We start from the raw sequence: 19542 nt of genomic DNA on the forward strand, positions 1-19542 counted from the left end.
GCGCGCGCTTGCCGCTATTCGGCCGCTAACGACGGGTTCCGCCGTTTCACCGCTACGTCGCCCGAAGACGCCGGGCACAAATCCTGGATCGGCACGCCGGTCGGTCGTATCGTGGGTTCGATCATTCCCGAGCCAATTTTCAGCAACACGTACGAACCCGTCTGCGGGAAAGGTGTCGACTGCTGTGAAGATCGCATGGCGCATGAAATATCTGCTCGCGGCCTCGGCCGCGGCCCTCGTCGCCGCCGGGCCCCTGGCTCCCGCGGCGACCGCCGAACCGGATATGCCGCTCTACAATTCGGCCCAGACCAACTTCCTCAACGGCAACGAGTCGGCCGGGCTGGCCGATCTGGCCCAGCTGCTGCTCGAACATCCCGACGACGCGCAGGCCCTGGCGTTGCAGGCCATCTGGTCGGACTACACCGGCGATCTGATCACCCGCGAACTGGCCCTGAGCCGCCTCAACGCCGTGGACGCCGGACTGGCTCAGGGTACGCGAAACGTGTTGGGCGCCATCGGCGCCGCGGTCGGCACGCTGCCCAATCCGCTGCCCGCGCTCATCGGACCGGGCACCGGCATCGCGGTCCTGGGCTACGGTCTGCTGCCGGACGGCACGATGCGGCCGGAGCTGGTCAACCGGCTCAGCGCGGCGTGGATCCAGGCGATCGCCGCGCCGTGGGCCCCGATCGTGGTGACCGGCGGCAACCCGCAGAACGGGGTCGCCGAGGGCGCGGCGATGGCGGGTTGGCTTGTGGCGCACGGCATTCCGGCCGATCGGGTGCTGGTCGAGGATCGGGCGGGGTCGACGGTGCAGAACGCGCTGTACAGCACGCGGCTGCTGCGCGACGCCGGGGCGACGAGCGCGGTGGTGGTGACCTCGCCGAATCACATTCGGCGGGCGGTGGCGGACTTCATGGTGGCGGGGACCCGGGTGGTGGGGGCGATGACGTCGTTGGATCAGTTGGTGTCGCAGTTGCCGCCGCCGAATCGGGCGGGGCAGCGGGGGATTTATCTCGATGCGACGCGGACGTTTCTGTTGCCGTCGGAGCGATAACCGCTTGGCTCGGTGGGCGAGGGTCCGGAGAATGAGCCGGTGATCGCAATGGATATCGACGCGCTGGCCGCCCGGTTGCGGGCGGCCGGTTGCGTTTTCGCGGAGGAGGAGGCGGAGTTGCTGGCGGGGGCGGCCTCCTCGCCGGGGGAGTTGGAAGACCTTGTGGCGCAGCGGGTTTCCGGGGTTCCGCTGGAGTATGTGCTGGGGTGGGCGGAGTTCCACGGGTTGCGGGTGCGGGTGGCGCCCGGGGTGTTCGTGCCGCGGCGGCGGACGGAGTTCCTGGTCGATCGCGCCGTCGCGCTGGCTGCCGGACTCTCCCATGTGGTCGTCCTCGACTTGTGCTGCGGCACAGGCGCTCTCGGCCTCGCCGTCGCCACGGAACTCACCGCCGCGGGCGCCACGGTCGAACTCACCGCGAGCGATATCGACCCCACCGCCGTCGCCTGCGCCCGCGCCAACCTCGCGGATATCACCACATCCGTCTTCGAGGGCGACCTCTTCACCCCCCTCCCCACCACCTTGGCGGGCCGAGTGGACCTCCTCCTCGCCAACACCCCCTACGTCCCCACCGCCGAAGTCGCCCACCTGCCCCCCGAGGCCCGCGACCACGAACCCCGCACCGCCCTCGACGGCGGCCCCGACGGCCTGGACATCCTGCGCCGAGTAGCCGCCTCCGCCCGCCCCTGGCTCTCCCCCCGAGGCCACCTCTTCGTCGAAACCAGCACCACCCAAGCCCCTTCCGCGGCCCAGATCCTCGCCGCCCACACCCTCACCCCCCACATCACCCACTCCGAAACCGCCACCATCGTCACCGCAACCCTCTGACCCTGAACAGGCGCACTCTCGGGAAGAGCACCGCCGGACTCCCACGGTCAGTCGGGGACCAGACAGAACGGGTGACCGGCCGGATCCAGCAGCACCCGCCATCGGTCGCCGCCCGGCTGGTGGTCCGGTCTGATCGCGCCGAGTTCCAGCGCGAGCTTCTCGGCGGCGTCGAGGTCCTGGACTCGGAGGTCCAGGTGCGCCTGCTGCGGTACATCCTGACCGGGCCAGCGCGGGCTCCGGTATCCGTCGACCTGTTGGAAGCCCAGGTCGCAGCCGGAACCATCGGTCAGGGCCACGAATTCGTCGGCGCTGTAGCCGAGCCGCATGCCGGTCAGCTCTTGGTAGAACCGGGCCAGAGCGCGGGGGTCGGCGCAGTCCAGGGTCACGCCTCGCAGTGTGGCGATCGGCATTGTCGGCTCCTCGGGGATCCGGGTTCGCGGGCCGCGCGGCGGCCGGGGTAGTCGCCATACAACCGCAGTGTTATGGCCCGGCTCCACTGGTTTTCGGGGGGATCTGGATTTCGGGGAGGCTGGCTCGGAGGGCGGTGAGGTCGGGTTTGGTTGTGGCGGTGGCGTAGTCGGTGACGGCTTGTTCTATGGCTTCGACCGCTCGGGTGGCTTCGGCGAGGTGGGAGGCGCTGTGGGCGGGTGGGAGGTTGGCGAGGGCCGAGAGGTGGTCGTCGAGGGCGAGGGCGGATTGTTCGAGGCTGGTGCGTAGGTCGACGCTGGCGGCGGTGGGGTAGGCGGGGGCGGAGTGGAGGGTGCGCATGGCGTCGCGGAGGCGGCGGTGCAGGCGGGGGGCCGGGTCGTGGGAGCGTGACCAGTCGGCGGGGGCTCGGGTGGGGACGCCGGGGATCAGCTCGTTGTCGAGTTCCATGCGGCGGTGCTGGTGGCGGGCGATGACGACGACGATGGCTATCGCTCCGGCGGCCATGATCAGGACGGCCAGGAGGATCAGGGCGAGGATCACGGGGTCACCTCCAGGGGTCGGGTCTTCATATTGCCAAGTGCGCCACAGTGATCGGTGATCACGCCTTACCTCCGTCGACTGGGTGGAGTGCGCACGCTGGTGTGGTGTGCGCCGTGACGGTGCAGGGCCGAGTAGATCACCAGGGCGAGGATCACGGCCAGGACAGCGGCGGCGATCGCGAACGCGATCTTGATCTTGCTCCAGGGGCGGGCGCCGGAGACCTCTCCGGTGAGGCCGTTGATGTAGACCTGGAAGGGCTTGTCGGCGTAGATCACCGTGAGCAGCCAGATCGGCAGCAGGAGGTGCTTGTACGCCAAGGCGTTCCAGTTCGAGCGCAGGGAGTGGATGCGCTGCTGGTCGCCGCCGATGTCGGCGCGGACGGTGTCCTCGATGACCTCGGTCATGGTCGCCTGGGCCTCGGGCAGCAGCTCCTCGACGTCGCGGTCGTAGGTCCGGGCCAGATGTCCGGCAAGGTATTCCGGCGAATAGCCGGTGGCGTCGGCGACCGGCCACGGCTCCAGCGCCTTGATGCGCGATCGGTCGACGGTGTCGTTGGCGAGCACCGGGACGTCGACGAAATCCCGGGCGACCTCACCGGCCACCGGATACCACCGCACGCGGGTGACCGTCCGGGTGTTGCCGTCGTCGTCGCGGTAGCTCTCGGTGTACTCGATGCCGCGTTCGCCCTCGTACCAGCTGTAGGTCTGCGCGTCGTAGGTGAAGTAGGCGTGATACACGGGCGCGAACGACCCGGTCCGCTTGTACTTCTTGAAGTCGTTGGGCGCGAACCATCGTCCCGCGACCCACTTCTCGACCAGCTCCCGCGCCCGCTTCTCGTCCACCCGGAACGGCACCACGCCGTCCACCGGCAATCGCGCGGGCGCGTTGTGCACGTCGTCGCGCTGCACCGGGGTGGCGCAGTAGGGACACCGGGTGGCGGTCAACGTCCCGACGAACGCCGTCTCACCCCCGCAGCTCTGGCACTTGACCTCCCACTCCCCCGTGATCACCGGCCCCGACGCACTCTCCTGCCGGGCCCGCAACCTCCCCATCTCCTCCACCAGATCCCGCGCCACCACAGCCTCGCGCGCGGCATGAATCTCCTCGTACACCCCGCAACTGGGACACCGCAGTTTCTGACTGGCGATATCGAAGTTCAGCTGTCCCCCACAGGCGCCACACGGATACGTTCGAGTCCCCTCGGTCCGGTGCAGCATCGCCCGATCCACCGGCCCCCGCTCCCGCACCTCCCCCCGCACCTGTTCCGCACCATCCACTCCCGCCGCGCCGAGGGCGATCGAACCCGCCACGGCCGCAAGGGCATTCGGCAACGGCGGAGGTACGGGAGCGCCGGGCAGCGGCGGCGGGGCCACGGGCGGTACGGGTCCACGTCCCGGCAACGGCGGAGGGACGGGAGCACCGGGAAGTGGCGGCGGGGCCACGGGCCGTACGGGGCCGCGTCCCGGCAATGGCGGCGGAACCGACGCACCCCGGGACGGAACTCGACCACCCGCCGGGACCCGCGTATCAGGTTGCGCGGGAGCGCGATTCGACGTCGGCCCGGACGGGTTGGGACCCCTGCCTGGCAGCGGAGGCGGTGTCGGGAACGGCGTGGCGGGCGGGACGGGCTCCCGGCCCGGCAGGGGCGGCGGCCCCGAGGGCCGAGCGGCGGGCGCGGTCGGGGCGGTTTGTGGCGTGCCTGGGTTGCCCGGCCGCTGCGCGCGGTCGGGTTCGGGGTTGTTCAATGGCGGGCCTGTCTACTCGGCCGGGGGTGGGGTGGTGGGGAGTGGGGGCGGGGTGCTGAAGAGGGACTGGAGGGTCGGGATGGTGTTGGCGGCGGCCCAGGCGGGCATGCCGGTGGTCCAGACGTTGGTGTGGGGGGTGAGTTGGCCCGTGGTGGCGTACTGGCGGAGCTGGTCGGTCGAGAAGGGGCCCGCGGCTTGGCCGTTCAGTTCGATGTGGAACTGGGCCTGGGTGGGCAGGGGTGGGGGTGCGGCGGCGGGAGCCGGTTGCGGGGCGGTGAAGGATCCGGCCATCTGACCGCCGAGGGCGACACCCATGCCCGCTTGCAGGGCGGCGCCGAATGCGCCGCCGCCGTTGGGGTTCTCGGCCGCGGCGAGCATGGCGTCGGCGGCCTGGGCCTGCTGATACCGGTTGAGATCGCCGACATTGCTGAGGAAGCCGCCCGCCTCGACACCGCGGGCGACGCCGCGGGTCATGGCCTGCTGGATCTCCTCGGGCAGGGAGATGGTCATGGTGACCGCGTCCACGCCCAGGCCGAACGACTGCACCCGCTGGGCCACGAATTCGCGCAGCCGCTCGGACAATTCGACCTGACGGCCTTGCAGATCGATGGCCCCGAGCCCGGAGGCGAGCACCATATCCGAGAACGCCAGCGCGATATTGCGGCGCAGCAGGTCCACGATCTGCTCGGTGTCCACGACGCTCTCGGTGCCGATCACCTGCCGCAGGAACACCGCGGGATCGACGACCCGCACGATCGAGGTCCCGTTGGCCCGGACCTGAACCATGCGGAAGTCGGGGTCGCGCACCGTGACCGGTTGCGGTGTCCCCCACCGCACATCGGTCACCGGCCGGGTGTTGATGTAGTACACCTCGGACCGGAACGGGCTGTCGAACCCGTACTTCCAACCCTGCAGCGTCGACATCAGGGGCATGTTCTCGCTGGTGAGCGTGTAATGCCCCGGCTCGTACTGATCGGCGAGCTGCCCGCGGTAGACGAACATCGCCCGCTGACCCTCGCGCACGATCAGCTCGGCGCCGTTCTTGATCTCGTTCTCGTGCCGCGGGAAGCGCCACGCCAGCGTCGTGTTCGTGTCATCGAGCCACTCGATGATGTCGACGAACTCGCCGCGAATCATATCCATCAGGCCCATGCCCGGTTTCCACCCTCCGTAGTCGTGCGAAGGGCATATCGGACCGGTCGCGACGGACGTTAATGGGGTTGCCGGGCGGGTCGCATTCGCGGCCTTCAGGATTGGGCACGGGGACGATCGAGGACGACGCGCTCGCCGGAGTTCGAGGTCGTGCGCGGGGCGCGGCGCCGTCGTTGCAAGCCGGGATGCACGCCGGGCGGTAGCCCGGCGTGCGCGGACGCGCGGCGCAGCAGCCGGATCAGTTGGGCGCGTTCGTCGGCGTCGAGGGGCGCGAGGATCTCCTCCTCGACGGCGTCGGCCTCGGCGGTGGCCGCGGGGAGCAGGTCGTGGGCGAGGTCGGTCAGGTGGACCGCGTGGGCGCGGCGATCGTCCGGATGCGGGTAGCGCCGCACCAGCCGGAGGTCCTCCAATTCGTCGATGAGGCCGACCATCGCGTTGCGGTGGACGTTCAACGCGTCCGCGAGTTCCTGCTGGCTGCGGCCGTCGGCGTTCGCGAGGTGGGTGAGGATGCCGAAGTGGGCGGGCTCCAGCCCGAGCGAGGCGAGCCGCGCCGTGAATCGGAGCGAGACGTGATGACCGATCTGGGACAACAGGAAGACGCCTCGATCGTCCAGGGGCTGGTTCGGCACGAATCAACGATAGCAACTCAGCGAGATTGTCATCTAACATGACAATATGACTCTGCCTACCGGACATACCGTCGCCGCCACCGACCAGCCCGTCACCCTGATCAACGCCTTCTCGGTGCCCATGTCGCAGCAGGATCGGTTCCTGAGCCGCTGGAAGGACAACGCGCGCTTGATGGCGTCCGCGCCGGGGTTCATCCGGGCCCGGATGCTGCAAGCCGTCAGCGACAAGGCCGAGCTGACCTTCGTCAACGTGGCCGAATGGCAGAGCGGCACAGCGCTGGACGCGGCCCGGACGAATCCGGAATGGCAGCAATCGATTCGACGGTTGATCGAGGACCCCGACCTCGATGTCACTGCGCGCCCGATGGTCTACCGGACCGCGATCGACGTCGCGCCGGGCGACGAGCTGCCCTGACACGACCGCCCGGACTCGGAGGGGGTCGGGGCGTTCACATTACGAAAGCCCCTTGTTTTATCGAAACTGCACCGCTACTTTCGAAAGTGTTCCACAACACACCGGGTCCGACCCGGCCCTCACTCCGGGAGTACGCATCGTGCGCTTCGCCAACATCTCCGACCGTCTCACCCTCATCACCCCCTCCGACGTGGCGGTCGATGTCGAGCGAGCCAGCGCGGGCACGTTCGGCGCGCGGGTCCAGGACGCGTACGAGCGATGGGACGAATTACGTTCCCTGGCCTCGACTCTGCTGGACTCCCCGGGCACACCGCTCGCCGACATCGCCCCGGAGGACTTCGGGAATCCGGCGCCGCGGCCCCGCCAGATCTTCGCCATCGGGCTGAACTACGCCGATCACGCGGCCGAATCGAATTTCGCGGTGCCCGAGGAGCCGCCGGTCTTCACCAAGTTCGCGACCTCGCTGGGCAAGCCCTACGGCACGGTCGTCCTGCCGCCGGGCCATGTGGATTGGGAGGTCGAACTGGTCGTGGTGATCGGTCGCGGCGGTCACCGCATCGCGGCGGAGCACGCGTGGGGCCATGTCGCCGGACTCGCTGTGGGACAGGACCTTTCCGAGCGTGACCGGCAGCGGGTCGGTCCGGCCCCGCAGTTCAGCATGGGCAAGTCGTTCCCCGGCTTCGGCCCGATCGGCCCGCTGCTGGTCACGCCCGACGAGTTCGACGACCCGGACGATCTCGAACTGGGCTGCCTGGTCAACGGCGAGCAGATGCAGAAGGGCAAGACCGCGGACATGATCTTCCCGGTCCCCGAACTCATCGCCCGGCTCTCGGCGATCACCCCCTTGCTGCCCGGCGACGTCCTCTTCACCGGCACCCCCGAGGGCGTCGGCATCGGCCGCACCCCGCAGCGCTTCCTCTCCCCCGGCGACGAACTCGTCAGCTATGTCCGCGGCATCGGGGAGATGCGCCACCTCATGGTCACCGATCACTGAGTCCCACACAGAGTTTCGAGGAGGAGCCGCAATGGCGCTGCACCGACTGTCCTCGGTCACGATCGGGGTGCCCGACCCGACCGCGACGCGCGACTACTACACCGAATTCGGGCTCTCCCCCGCCGCCGACGGCTGGCTGGCGACCACCGACGGCGGCAATCAGCTCCGGGTGGTCTCCGCGCCGTCCCGGCGACTGGTCGAAATTGTGGTCGGCGCGGACGATCCCGACGATCTCGACGCGGTGCAGGCCCGGCTGACCGCGCTCGATGTCCCGGTGATCCGCACCGCCGACGCCGTCGCGGCCCACGAGCCGATCGCGGGGTTCCGCGCGGTCGTGCGCGTCGCCGACCGCATCCACCAACCCACCGCGCCGTCCATGAGCTACAACGGCCCCGGCCGGGTGGAACGCCGAGACGTGCGAGCCCCGGGCATCCTGCGCACCGGCCCGGTGCGTCCGCGCAAACTCGGGCACGCCGTGGTGGGCACCGTGGATCTCGACGCGACCCGCCGATTCTTCACCGAGGGACTGGGTTTCAAGCTCTCCGACGAGATCGTCGGTCACGGCGCGTTCCTGCGCTGTTCCACCGACCATCACAACGTCCTGGTGTTGCGGGCCCCGGTGAATTTCCTGCACCACACCTCCTGGCAGGTCGACGACATCGATGAGGTCGGCCGCGGCGCCACCGCCATGCTCGCGGGTAATCCGGAGCGCCATGTCTGGGGACTCGGCCGCCACCACGCCGGTTCCAACTTCTTCTGGTATCTGAAGGATCCGGCGGGCAACTTCTCCGAGTACTACTCCGATATGGATTGCATTGTCGACGACCAGCTCTGGACCCCGGAGGCGCTCGAGGGTGCGCGCGGTCTGTTCAACTGGGGGCCGCCACCCCCGCCGTCGTTCCTGCATCCCGAAGACCTCGCCGCGCTGATGACCGGCGCGCACCACGCCGGGTAGCGGGGAGATACGGTGACAGCGAACAAGATTCACGACGTGGCCATTGTCGGATTCGGTCCCGTCGGGCAGCTGCTGGCGATTCTGCTCGGCCGCCGCGGACACGATGTGCTGGTCCTCGAGCGCTGGCCGCAGCCCTACGACAAGCCGCGCGCGGTGCATTTCGATCACGAGATCGGGCGCGTCTTCCAGGCGGCCGGGGTGTCCGACGAGGTCATGGCCATCACCGATCCGGTGCCGGACTTCTACGAGTGGCGCAATCGCGACGGCGCCCCCCTGGTCCGCATCGACTGGAGCGGCATCGGCGAAAGTGGTTGGCCGACAGCGAATTTCTTCTCCCAGCCCGAGCTCGAGCGGGTGCTGGCCAAGGCGGCCGAGGCCCTGCCCACGGTGACCGTGCGGCGCGGAGCCGAGGTCGGCGACCTGACCGAACACCCCGACCACGTCGAACTCACCACCACCGACGGCGCGCACGTCGCCGCTCGCTGGGTGATCGGGGCCGACGGGGCCAACAGCCTCGTGCGCCGCCATATGCCCGCCGCCACCACCGATCTCGGCTTCTTCTTCGACTGGCTCATCGTCGACACCGTCCCGCACGAGCGGCGGACCTGGTCCCCGATGAACTGGCAGCTGTGCGACCCCGCCCGGCCCACCACCATCGTGTCGGGCGGACCCGGTAGGCGCCGTTGGGAATTCATGCGGCTGCCCGGCGAGACCATCGCCGAACTCGACACCGTGGACACGGCGTGGCGGCTGCTCGAACCGTGGGGCCGCCATCCCGGCAATACGACCATCGAACGGCACACCGTCTACACCTTCCAGGCCCGCTGGGTCGACACCTGGCGCTCCGGTCGGCTCCTGCTGGCCGGAGACGCCGCCCATCTCATGCCGCCGTTCGCGGGGCAGGGCATGTGCTCGGGCCTGCGCGACGCGCTGAATCTGGCCTGGAAGCTGGATCTGGTGTTGCGTGGCACCGCGAGTGCCGCGCTGCTCGACACCTACGGCACCGAACGCGGCGCGCACGTGCGCCACGCGATCGACATGTCCATCGCGCTGGGCGAGGTCATCTGCGTCCTCGACGAGGACGTCGCGGCGCAACGGGATCGACGCATGATCGCGGGCGGGGCGGATCCGGCGCGGGTACTGCCCGCCGGAGCGCCGCCCGTCCTGGGAGACGGTGTGCTGCAACGGCTTCCGGACGGGCGAACAGCGCCGTCCGTCGGTCACCTCACCCCGCAGTACCGCCTATGCCGCGACGGCACGACCGCGTTGCTCGACACGTTCACCGGATTCGGATTCACCGTCTTGGTCGACGGACCCGCCACGGACCTGCTCACGCCCGAGCATCGCCGGTTCCTCGACGAGATCGATGCGACGGTGATCGAGCTGACCCCCGAACCGGCCGACCACGGCTACGCCGACGCCGACAACGGCTACCTCCCGCACATGCGCGAACACCGGCACGTCGCCGCGATCATCCGGCCGGACTTCTACCTGTTCGGCGCCGCCCACGACGCCGCCGAACTCGCCGACCTCATCGATCAGCTGCGGGACCGGCTGCGCTGACCGGTGCGGCTACCCGAGATCGGCCGCCGCCGAATTCGGTTCGTCCGGTGCGCAACTGATCAACAACTGCGCGGTGTGCGCGATGTGATCGCGCAGCAGCTCCTGCGCGCGGACCGCGTCCCGGGCGACCGCGGCCGCGAGCAGGGCGCGATGCTCGCCAGGCAGGTCGCGATCGGGCTCGTTGCCGAACGACACCGACCATTGCAGATACAGTTCGGCCTCCTGACGCAGGGCCAGCGCGGTGTCCAGCAGCCGCCGGTTGCGGCATCCGGCCAGCAGGGCCCGGTGGAAGGCCCGATGCGCCGCCGACCACTCGTCGGTCGGGTGGGCGGGGTCGGCGGGATCGCGGTAGGTGGTGCGCTCCAGGAAGTGGTGCGCCGCAATGGCGTCCGCTTCCCAGCGCACATCACCGTCGAGCACGGACAGCTTCAGCACCAGCGACTCGACCTCCACCCGCGCCTGCGTCAGATCCGCGAGATCCTCGTGCGAGAGCGAGCGCACCAGATACCCCTGGTGCGCCTTGGCGGTCACGAGCCCCTCGGCCGCCAGCCGGGTCAACGCCTCGCGGGTCGCGCCCACGCTGACCTTGTACCGCTCCGACAGCTCCGGGAACTTCAGCCGCGACCCGGGAACCAGACGGCCGCCGAGGATATCGGCGCGCATGGCCTGGTAGATGCCGTCCGTGCGGGTCGTACCGCCGCTCTTCGCCATACGATCACCGTAGCACCATACGAAACCATATAACATTATCGAAACTTCGGCACCACTTTCGAAAGTGCCGCTCCTACCGACCGGTGAAGTCGTCCATCGAGTGGTAGACGCCGACGAGGTTGAGATAGAAGTCGCGCACCTTCAGCGGTAGCAGTCCGGTGATCGCCCGGTTCATCCGCGACGTCCACGGCATGACCACCAGTGGCCTGCCCTTCTTCATTCCCGACCAGGCCGTCTCCACCGCGTCGTCCTGGGCGATGATCGGGGTGAACCAGAAACCCTTGGCGCCCTTGAACATTCCGGTATCGATGTAGGTCGGGCAGAACGTGGTGACCTTCACATGCCCGTTGCCGGACTGTTCGAGCTCGAGCCGCACCGAGTCCGACCAGCCCAGGGCCGCCCACTTGGAGGCCGCGTAGACGCTCATGCGCGGGTTGGACACCAGGGCCGCCGAGGACGCGATATTGAGCACCCGGGCCGGGGCGCGCCGGGCCACCATGTCCGGCAGGAACTCGAGCGTGATGTACATCGGCGCGAGCGAGTTGATCGCGACGGTCTTGTCGATGTCGGCGCGCTCGGTGGTCTCCCAGAAGTACCGGTTGCCCCGCACGATGCCCGCGTTGTTGATCAGCACGTCCAGCACGCCGACGGCGGCGCGGGCCGCGGCGGCGGCCTCGGCGATGGCGTCGCGATCGGACACGTCGACCACCGCGGAGTGAATCGTGGTGCGGCCCAACGCGGTCAGCTCGGCGGCGGTCTCCTTCAGCGCCTGCTCGTTGACGTCCCACAGCACGACGTCGGAGGCGCCCTCGCGCACGGCGCGTTCGGCGAACGACTTGCCCAGACCCATGGCCGCGCCGGTGACCAGCACCGTCCGCCCGGCTACCGACTCCATATCCGAATCCTTCCCGGTCATTTCTGCCGCAACGCCTTCATCGCGCCGAAGTACAGTGTCATCGTCTTCGCCCACAACGCCTCCGACATGCCGGGCAGCGGCGCGATCGGCACCGCCCGCTGCACGGCGATGGTCTGGGTGTCGACGTATTTGAGCAGCCCCTCGGGCCCGTGACGGCGGCCGTTGCCGGAGATGCCGAGCCCGCCCGAGGGCGCGGCCACGCTGCCCCACGCGGCGATGAAGCCCTCGTTCACGTTGACCGAACCGGCCCGGATCCGCGCCGCGATCTCCCGGGCGCGAGCCGTATCCCGGCTCCACACACTGGCATTGAGCCCGTAGGCGCTGTCATTGGCCTGTTCGACGGCCTCGTCGTCGCTGTGCACCCGGTACACCGACACCACCGGGCCGAAGGTCTCCTCGCGGTGCACGGTCATGCCCGCGCGCACGCCCTCGAGCACGGTCGGCTCGTAGAAATAGGGTCCGAGATCGGGGCGCGGGCGGCCCCCGGCGAGCACGGTCGCGCCCTTCGCCACCGCGTCCTCGACGTGCGCGCGCACGGTGTCGAGCTGCCGCGGGAAGGTCAGCGACCCCATCTCGTAGGAGTAGTCCAGGGTCGAACCGAGCCGCAAAGCCCGTGTGCGGGTGACGAATTCGCGCACGAACCGGTCGTAGACGCTGTCGTGCACATAGATTCGCTCGATCGATTCGCACAACTGCCCGGCCGAGGCGAAACAGGCCCGGACCGCGATGCGCGCCGCCGCCGACACATCGGCGTCCGACAGCACCAGCAGCGGATTCTTGCCGCCCAGTTCGAGGGAGTAGCCGATCAACCGCTCCCCCGCCTGCCGGGCGATGGTGCGGCCGGTCGCGCTGGACCCGGTGTAGTCCACGTAGTCGGCGCGGGCGATGACCTCGCCGCCGATCACCGAGCCGCGCCCGAGCACCGCCTGCCACAGCCCCTTCGGCAGGCCCGCGCGCTCGGCGACGTCGATGGCCCACAGCGCGGTCAGCGCGGTCTGATTGTCCGGCCGCGCGACCACGGCGTTCCCGGCCACCAGGGCGGGCAGGGCGTCGGAGGCGGCCAGCGCGAGCGGATAGTTCCACGGCGAGATGACCGCGACCACGCCCTTGGGCCGATGCCGCACCTGCACCCGGGTCAGCACCGGCAGCACGCCGCGCGGCGAGCGGGGAGCCAGCAGCCTCTCCGCGACCGCGGCGTAGTAGCGGGTGTTGACCGCGACGTCGCCGACCTCGTCGAAGGCGTGCGGGCGCGATTTGCCGGTCTCGAGCTGCACGATGTCGAGGATCGTGTCCTGTTCGGCGAGCACCAGGTCGTGGAAGCGCCGCAGCACGGCCACCCGCTCGCGCACCGGGACCCGCGCCCACTCGCGCTGGGCCGCCCGCGCGGTGGCGAAGGCCCGCTCGATATCGGCGGGCGAGGACTGCGGGAGCTCGACGAGGGTGCGGCCGGTCGCGGGGGCGGAGATCTCGACCGGGGGCGCGTCCCCGGCGACCGCGTGCGCGAGCAGGGACTCGACCAGCGCGGACGGCAATGTCGCGGCGGCCACTTCGGGGGCGGTGGTCAAAGGTCGGCCCTCTCGCTTTCCTGGGCATCCAATTAATTGAACATCGGTGTTAGCCTAACACTGCTGTTAAATTAATAGGCGTCACAGGCGTGTTGTCAAGCCGTCGAGGAGGAACCACAGATGCCCGACGACACGGTGGTCACCTCTCACAGTCCGCGCCGGGGCCGACCGCCGCAGACGCCCGAGCAGGCCGACGAGGTGCGGGCGCGGATCGTGCTGGCCGCGGCGGCGGTGTTCACCGAACACGGGTCGCGCGGGTTGAGCGTGGCGCGGATCATCGAGCGGGCGGGCATCTCCCGGCCCACGTTCTACCGCTACTTCGGTAACGCGGAGGAGCCGTTGCACGCGCTGCTCACGGCCTCGAACGAGGGGCTGGTCGGGGGGATCGGCGCGGCCCTGGCGGGTTCCCCCGAGCCGGTGCGCCTGGGTATCGGCATCATCGACGCCTATCTGGACTGGGCACGCGGGCACGGGCCCATGTTGCGGCCTGTGTTCGCGGAACTGCACGATCCGGGGTCGCCGGTCTCGGCCTACCGGGAGGAGGCGTTCGACGACATCCGGGCGTTGGTGCGCAAGAAGCTCACCGAGCTCGGGCGTCCGCTCCCGACGCCGCTGGATCTGGATACGGCGTTGCAGGTGTGCGAGTTCGTGGTCTACCGGCTCTCGATCACCGACCCGAGCCCCGAGGAGCTGGCGGCCGCCCGGCTGACCATGATCCGCAGCGTGCTGGTCACCCTCGGCCGCCGCGCGGATGTGGAACTGGCGCTGACCCTGCCCGGAATCTTCGACGGCGAACAGTGATTCGCGTCAGGACCGCAGCCCGCTCGCGCGCAGCACCCGACGCCCGATACCGGCGCGGATCGCCTCCTCGGAGCCGATGATCCGGACACGATGCCGGGCGCGGGTGATGGCGGTATAGAGGAGCTCCCGGGTGAGCAGGGTCGATTCCGGCCCGGGCAGGACCACCGAGACCGTCCCGTACTGGCTGCCCTGGCTGCGATGGATGGTCATGGCGTACACCGTTGTGACGCCGGGGAATTGGGTGGGGTGGACGAGATACGGTTCGCTGCCGCGTTGCAGGGCGGCGCGCAGCGTGCCGTCGGGGGCGCGCACGATGACGCCGGTGTCGCCGTTGTAGATGCGGGCCTCGTGATCGTTGGCGGTGACCAGCAGCGGCTGACCCGGAAACCATTGGGCGGCAGCAGTTTCCGCGCCGATGCCAGCGCCCGCGACCCAGCCCGCGGCGAGGCGGTCCCAGTGCTCGACGCCGTAGCGGCCCTGGCGGTGCGCGCACAGCAGGCGGTGCGATTCCATGGCGGCCAGCGCGGCGGCCCCGTCACCGCGTTCGGCGGCGGCGGTCGCGGCGCGGGCGGTATCGATGACATCGGCGCGCACGTCGGTGATCTCGTCGGGATCGCACAGCGCCAGGTCGTCGCCGCCCTCGGCGAGCAGGGCCACGGCGGTGTCGGCGTCGCCCGCGCGCACGGCGACCGCGAGGTCGGCGATGCGGCCGCCGAAGCGGCGGCCCCGGGTGAGGCGAATGATGCCGCCGCGCAGTCGATCCCGTTCGCGCCGGGTCAGCGCGTCGGGATGGGCGATGTCCTCCTCCGCGCCGAGAATCCGGTCCAGCACCGGATTGGGTTGCGCGACAACGGGTCCCGCGACCAGATCGGCCAGGACCGCGCCCGCGTCGACGGAGGCGAGCTGATCGGGATCGCCCACGAGGACGAGCCGGGTATCGGGCCGGACGGCGGGCAGCAGGCGGCTCATCATGGTGAGCGACACCATCGAGGTCTCGTCGACGACGATGACGTCGTACGGGAGCCGGTTGAACTCGTGATGCCGGAACCGGGTCGCGCCGCCGCGCTGCCAGCCCAGCAGCCGGTGCAGGGTTGCGGCGGTCAGCTCCGGCAGGTCCAGATCCCCGGCCTGTTCGCGGACCGATTCCTGCAACCGGGCCGCGGCCTTGCCGGTCGGGGCGGCCAGCGCGATGCGGGGCGCGGGCGCGCCCGGGATCGCGCGCTGCAAGGCCACGAGCAGGGCCAGGATGCGGGCGATGGTGTGGGTCTTGCCGGTGCCCGGTCCGCCCGCCACGACGGTGGTCCAGTGCGTGGCGGCCAGCGCGGCGGCGACGCGCTGCCGATCCGGCGGCTCGCCGGGGCGATGCGAGTCGGGGAACAATCGATCCAGTTGTCGCCGAACGGTTTCCGGGTCGATGAGCGGATGCCCGGTCGCGCGGGCGGTGAGCGCCTCGCGAATGGTCTGCTCCTGCCGGAAGTACCGGTCCAGGTACAGCAGCGCGCCCCCGGCGCCGGGTTCGACCAGCCGCAACGGGCGCAGCGGCCCGGCGGGACCGCCCTGCACGAGCGGACTGGTCCGCAGGGCGGCGAGCACGTCCTCCACCTCGGGCCACGGCAGCGTCGCGGGATCGATGGCGTCGGGATCGTCGGCGTCGAATCCCTCCCCGTCCACGCCGATCTCGCGCATGCGCGGCAGCTCCAGGCACACCGACCCCGACCGCACTGCCCGCACCGCCAGAGCCGCCGCCAGCAGCACCGTCTCCCGCTCCTCCCGCCCCAGCCGCCCGAGCCGCACCGCGACGTGCACATCGGCGGCCGACAACACCCCGGCCGCGTTGAACACCCGCAACAGCCCCGAGGCCCGCTGCGCCAACTGGATGGCGGTCATCGCGTCACCCGACCCGCCAGCAGCTCCGACAACTCCTCGATGAGGGCGACGGGCGGGTCCCAGTCGAAAACGCCGCAGCCGGGCGGGGTTTCGGGGCCGATCATGCCGCGCACGAACAGGTAGCGGATGCCGCCGAGGTGGCGGGCGGGGTCGTAGGCGGGCAGTCGCCAGCGCAGGAAACGATGCAGGGCAACGGAATAGAGGATGGCCTGCAACGGGTAGTGGGAGCGCATCATCTCCTCGGCCATGCGGTCCCGGGTGTAGTGGGCGACGGTGAGGTCGCCGGTGCCGAGACGGTTGGTCTTGTAGTCGACGACGACGAACCGGGGGCCGTCGACCCGGAGCACAGCGTCGATGCTGCCGGTGAGATACCCGCGCAGCGGGACGTCGTCGAGGGTGGCGAGGCGGCGGGCGTAGTCGGCGAAGGGGTCGCCGGGGGCGAGGTGGGCGGCCAGCAGATCGGCGATGCGGCGCAATGTGATTCGCTCGGCGGTGGGGGTGTCGCCGCCCGCGAGGGGGAGTTCGAAATCGAGTTCGTTGAGGCGGTCGCGCGTGGCGATGTCGGCGAGGCGGCCCACGCCCAGTGGGGTGTGCAGGACGGCGAGCAGGGCGGAGCTCAGGATCTCGGTGTCGATGTCGGCGAGGAGTTCGGCCACGGCGTGGTCGCAGCGGGCGCGGACCTCGGCGGCGAGGTCGGGGGCGTCGGTGTTCACGTGCTCGAGGACGCCGTGCACGAGGGTGCCGAAGTCCGCGCCGTAGGGCAGGGCGTTCATCAACGACGGTGCGGCACCGGCGAACTCGGGGATGTCGAGGGTGTCGGCGGCGGGGGCGGCGGGTTCGTCGGAGCCGCCGGGGGTTTCGTCGGCCTCGCGGGGGTGGATGTCGTGGGCGGCGGCGGTGAGCGCGGAGTAGGAGGTGCGCCGCCAGTCGTGATCGATCGCCCGGTCGAACACGGCCGCGGCCAGCGCGCCGACCTCGGCCTGTTCGCGGTCCCAGCGCGGCCGCACGGGCGGGATCGTACGGACCTGTTCGACCGCGACCACGCCGTGCGCGGCGGCCGCCCAGTCCGAGAGCTGTTCGGCCACAATGTCGTCCAGCGGCACCTCGACCCGGCCCGGCACCTCGGCCGCGCCGGGCGAACGGCCCAGGATCATCCGGTGCAGGGGCGCGAAGGTGGTGCCGTAGGCGGGGGCCCACCAGGCGACGACCTGGCATTGCGCGCGGGTCAGCGCCACGTACAGCAGGCGCAGTTCCTCGCCCGCCTCCTCGGTCTCGCAGCGGCGTTTGCGGTCGGCGTAGCCGGGGGCCTCGGGTCCGCCGACGTCCAGGGCGCGGTCGGGGCCGTCGTGGAACAGCAGCGTCGCCGGGTTGGGGTTCTTGGCGCTGTCCCACGCGAACGGCAGGTAGACCACCGGGAATTCCAGGCCCTTGCTGGCGTGCACGGTCGCGATCTGCACGGCGGCCGCGTCGCGATCGAGGCGGCGGCTGCGGTCGGCGACGGCCCCTGAGGCGGGGTCGCGCACCCGATCGGCGAGCCAGCGGGTGAGGGCGGTCAGTCCCAGCGATTCGCGCAACGCGACGCGGTCGAGCAGCTGGGCGATGTGCCGCAGGTCGGTGAGGCGGCGTTCGCCGCCCGCGACGGCCAGCAGCCGCGGCGCCAAACGTGTTTCGGCGGCGAGCTTCTCGTAGACGGCGGCGAAGCCCGCGCGGGTGAACAGCCGGGCCGCGTCGCGCAACTGGGCGCTGAGCCGGCCGACGAGATCGGCTCCGCCGCCGTCGATCTCGTCGGCGGCCAGCCCGAGCAGCGGGGTGCCCGCGGCCAGGCGGACGCGGTCGGCGCGATGGGGCTGTTCGAGGGCGCGCAGCAGCCACAGCCAGTCGGTGGCGCTGCGGGTGGCGAAGACGCTCGCGCCGCCCGCCAGCACCGAGGCCACGCCGACGCCGTCCAGGGCCGCGCGCACGACATCGATCTGGGAGCGGGTGCGGACCAGGACCGCGATATCGCCGGGGCCCAGCGGACGGTCGTCGATGCGGGTGCCGGAGTCGAGCAGGCGGACGATCTCGGCGGCCAGGTCCTCGGCGACGCGCGACCGCTGCCGCCCGACCGTGGGGAAGCCCGCGCCGTTGAGCGGCCCGGCGCCGCTACGGCGAAAGTATCTGAGCCGCAGGGGAATCGTGGGTTCCGGGCCGTGCAGCCGGGTCGCCGGGCGGACGGCGTGCACCGGGTGGACGGCGATCTCCTTGTGCCCCAGCGCCGCACCGCCCATGACGTGCTCGAGGGCGGTGAGCAGTCCGGCGTCGCTGCGCCGGTTGGTGGTCAGTTCGCGGCGGGCGTCGGCGTGCGCGACGGCGTCGAGATAGCTGAGCACCTCCGCGCCGCGGAAGGCGTAGATGGCCTGTTTGGGGTCGCCGACCAGGACGAGGGTGGTGTGGCCGTGGAAGGCGCGGCGCAGGATGTCCCATTGCAGCGGGTCGGTGTCCTGGAACTCGTCGACCAGCGCCACCCGGTAGCGGTCGCGGATGCGGCGGCAGGCGCGGTCGCCGTGCGCCGGATCGGCGAGCACGTCGTGCAGCAGCACCAGCAGATCGTCGAAGTCGCGGATGCCCGAAAGCCGTTTGCGCCGTTCGGTTTCCGCGCGCACCGCGGTGGCGAACGCCACTCGCTCCGAGGCCGGATGGTCCCCGATCTCCTCGTCGGGCACCAGCCGCGCGTGCCGATCCCCCACGGCCGCGGTCGCCAGCTGATGCGCCTCCTTCACCGTGAACGGGGCCCCGCCGCGCGCGTAGCGGACCAGGTACAGATCCTCCACCACGTTCGCCACGAGATCCTCGATCCCGTCCACGAGCCGCACCCCGGGATCGTGCTCCCCCGCCAGCCCCAGTTCGTCGAGCATGCGCTGGCAGAAGCTGTGCGTGGTCACGATGGTCCCGGAGTCGAAGTCCGACAGCGCGGCCATCAACCGGGCGCGTCGCCGGGCCACCCGGTCCGAATCCCCCTGCGCGAGATGCCGGATCAGCTCGTCGGCGCTGCCGCGCGCGGCGTCCGGGTCGGCCAGCCCCGCCGCGACTGCCACGAACCGGTCGCGGGTCCGTTCCCGCAGTTCCTGGGTGGCGGCCCGGCTGAACGTCACCAGCAGCAGTTCGGAGATGTCGATCCCCGCCTCGGCGACGAACCGCACGGCGAGCCCGACGATGGCGTAGGTCTTGCCGGTGCCCGCGCTGGCCTCCAGAACCGTTGTGCCGGTGGGCAGTTCGCCGCACAGTTCGAACGTGGCACCGCTCGGCGCCGGTTCCTCGGCCACCGGGAACAGTTCCACCGTCTCCGGTTTGGGGACGGGGTGGCGATGGGCCGGGCGACGGC

General features: G+C 70.7%; 17 protein-coding genes. 7 read left to right on the forward strand and 10 right to left on the reverse strand.

Annotated elements, in window-relative coordinates:
* Positions 1-184 precede the first annotated feature (184 nt).
* Positions 185-1054 carry a YdcF family protein gene (locus ACWDSJ_RS21865; RefSeq protein ID WP_450033881.1) on the forward strand — a complete coding sequence of 290 codons (870 nt, stop codon included), beginning with the start codon at positions 185-187 and terminating at the stop codon, positions 1052-1054.
* A 48-nt stretch (positions 1055-1102) separates the two neighbouring features.
* On the forward strand, positions 1103-1879 hold the full coding sequence (locus tag ACWDSJ_RS21870) for a putative protein N(5)-glutamine methyltransferase (RefSeq protein ID WP_450033950.1): 777 nt from the start codon (positions 1103-1105) through the stop codon (positions 1877-1879).
* Positions 1880-1926: 47 nt separating this feature from the next.
* Here ACWDSJ_RS21870 and ACWDSJ_RS21875 read toward each other — a convergent pair whose 3' ends face one another.
* From ACWDSJ_RS21875 to ACWDSJ_RS21895, 5 genes are all read right to left on the reverse strand, one after another.
* Positions 1927-2289: a VOC family protein gene (locus ACWDSJ_RS21875; RefSeq protein WP_450033883.1), complete on the reverse strand. Its 363-nt coding sequence runs from the start codon at positions 2287-2289 to the stop codon at positions 1927-1929.
* A 70-nt stretch (positions 2290-2359) separates the two neighbouring features.
* Positions 2360-2848 (reverse strand): hypothetical protein, encoded by a 489-nt coding sequence (locus ACWDSJ_RS21880; protein ID WP_450033885.1) that lies wholly within the window; start codon positions 2846-2848, stop codon positions 2360-2362.
* 65 nt (positions 2849-2913) lie between these two features.
* Complete coding sequence (locus ACWDSJ_RS21885; RefSeq protein ID WP_450033886.1) at positions 2914-4158, reverse strand: hypothetical protein; 1245 nt, start codon at positions 4156-4158, stop codon at positions 2914-2916.
* Positions 4159-4605: 447 nt separating this feature from the next.
* Positions 4606-5745, reverse strand: coding sequence for an SPFH domain-containing protein (locus ACWDSJ_RS21890; RefSeq protein WP_387361066.1), 1140 nt, complete (start codon positions 5743-5745; stop codon positions 4606-4608).
* Between the two features lie 95 nt (positions 5746-5840).
* Complete coding sequence (locus ACWDSJ_RS21895; protein ID WP_450033889.1) at positions 5841-6374, reverse strand: MarR family winged helix-turn-helix transcriptional regulator; 534 nt, start codon at positions 6372-6374, stop codon at positions 5841-5843.
* A gap of 46 nt (positions 6375-6420) precedes the next feature.
* Between ACWDSJ_RS21895 and ACWDSJ_RS21900 the strand changes: the two genes are divergently transcribed.
* The 4 genes from ACWDSJ_RS21900 (at position 6421) to mhpA (ending at position 10301) form a co-directional block, all read left to right on the forward strand.
* The gene (locus ACWDSJ_RS21900; RefSeq protein WP_450033890.1) at positions 6421-6789 is read left to right on the forward strand and encodes an antibiotic biosynthesis monooxygenase family protein; all 369 of its coding nucleotides are present in this window, start codon (positions 6421-6423) and stop codon (positions 6787-6789) included.
* Positions 6790-6928: 139 nt separating this feature from the next.
* On the forward strand, positions 6929-7783 hold the full coding sequence (locus ACWDSJ_RS21905) for a fumarylacetoacetate hydrolase family protein (RefSeq protein ID WP_450033892.1): 855 nt from the start codon (positions 6929-6931) through the stop codon (positions 7781-7783).
* Between the two features lie 31 nt (positions 7784-7814).
* Positions 7815-8738, forward strand: coding sequence for a VOC family protein (locus ACWDSJ_RS21910; RefSeq protein ID WP_450033893.1), 924 nt, complete (start codon positions 7815-7817; stop codon positions 8736-8738).
* A gap of 12 nt (positions 8739-8750) precedes the next feature.
* A complete protein-coding gene (mhpA, locus tag ACWDSJ_RS21915) occupies positions 8751-10301 on the forward strand; it encodes a bifunctional 3-(3-hydroxy-phenyl)propionate/3-hydroxycinnamic acid hydroxylase MhpA (RefSeq protein WP_450033895.1) in 1551 nt (516 codons plus the stop codon).
* 9 nt (positions 10302-10310) lie between these two features.
* Here mhpA and ACWDSJ_RS21920 read toward each other — a convergent pair whose 3' ends face one another.
* The 3 genes from ACWDSJ_RS21920 to ACWDSJ_RS21930 form a co-directional block, all read right to left on the reverse strand.
* The gene (locus tag ACWDSJ_RS21920) at positions 10311-11012 is read right to left on the reverse strand and encodes a GntR family transcriptional regulator (RefSeq protein ID WP_387361056.1); all 702 of its coding nucleotides are present in this window, start codon (positions 11010-11012) and stop codon (positions 10311-10313) included.
* Positions 11013-11085: 73 nt separating this feature from the next.
* Positions 11086-11907: an SDR family NAD(P)-dependent oxidoreductase gene (locus tag ACWDSJ_RS21925; protein ID WP_450033897.1), complete on the reverse strand. Its 822-nt coding sequence runs from the start codon at positions 11905-11907 to the stop codon at positions 11086-11088.
* A gap of 17 nt (positions 11908-11924) precedes the next feature.
* Positions 11925-13493, reverse strand: coding sequence for a succinic semialdehyde dehydrogenase (locus ACWDSJ_RS21930; RefSeq protein WP_450033898.1), 1569 nt, complete (start codon positions 13491-13493; stop codon positions 11925-11927).
* Positions 13494-13613: 120 nt separating this feature from the next.
* On the opposite strand from ACWDSJ_RS21930, the gene ACWDSJ_RS21935 reads away from it, so the two are divergent.
* Positions 13614-14294: a TetR/AcrR family transcriptional regulator gene (locus ACWDSJ_RS21935; RefSeq protein ID WP_450033899.1), complete on the forward strand. Its 681-nt coding sequence runs from the start codon at positions 13614-13616 to the stop codon at positions 14292-14294.
* A gap of 6 nt (positions 14295-14300) precedes the next feature.
* Here ACWDSJ_RS21935 and recD read toward each other — a convergent pair whose 3' ends face one another.
* The gene (gene recD / locus ACWDSJ_RS21940) at positions 14301-16181 is read right to left on the reverse strand and encodes an exodeoxyribonuclease V subunit alpha (RefSeq protein ID WP_450033901.1); all 1881 of its coding nucleotides are present in this window, start codon (positions 16179-16181) and stop codon (positions 14301-14303) included.
* A complete protein-coding gene (locus ACWDSJ_RS21945) occupies positions 16178-19483 on the reverse strand; it encodes a UvrD-helicase domain-containing protein (RefSeq protein ID WP_450033952.1) in 3306 nt (1101 codons plus the stop codon). The genes recD and ACWDSJ_RS21945 overlap by 4 nt, the downstream gene beginning before the upstream one ends.
* Between the last annotated feature and the right edge of the window lie 59 nt (positions 19484-19542).

Source organism: Nocardia sp. NPDC003482 (genome assembly GCF_053588115.1).